At 36.8% G+C, this 400-nt stretch carries 1 protein-coding gene; it reads right to left on the minus strand.

Annotated elements, in window-relative coordinates; genetic code table 11:
- Positions 1-100: 100 nt before the first annotated feature.
- The gene (locus NEH74_RS13770) at positions 101-256 is read right to left on the minus strand and encodes a transposase domain-containing protein (RefSeq protein ID WP_082427861.1); all 156 of its coding nucleotides are present in this window, start codon (positions 254-256) and stop codon (positions 101-103) included.
- Between the last annotated feature and the right edge of the window lie 144 nt (positions 257-400).

Raw genomic sequence — 400 nt, forward strand, 5'->3', positions numbered from 1 at the left:
TTTATCATTCACGATAAAAAGTAAGCGGGTAATAATAACATGTATAGAAAAAAAGAGACCTCACCTGTAGACTGAAAGGACAGATGAGGTCTCTTTTCTTTTAGATTCCTTTACAATGTTCTTGAACATTTTTTGCCCATGGTAAAAAGTCCTCCAAGAGCTTTGGTTTCATTAAAAACTCAACATTTGGTAGGTGTTCAAATAAATAAGTTAAATACTTATAGATATTTAGGCCATGTTCCTTAGCCGTTTCGATGGGTCACCTGGCGATTATCGAAGATAATCTAATCCTCCACTGCTAGGGAATGATGCTATAAATGATCGCATTGGCTTCAGCCCCTGATAAGCTTGTTGAAAATAAGTAATTTTTCCGTCCAATCACCACGGTTTTGATGGCACG

The sequence above is a fragment of the Turicibacter sp. GALT-G1 genome (genome assembly GCF_025594995.1).
Taxonomy (GTDB): domain Bacteria; phylum Bacillota_I; class Bacilli_A; order MOL361; family Turicibacteraceae; genus Turicibacter; species Turicibacter bilis.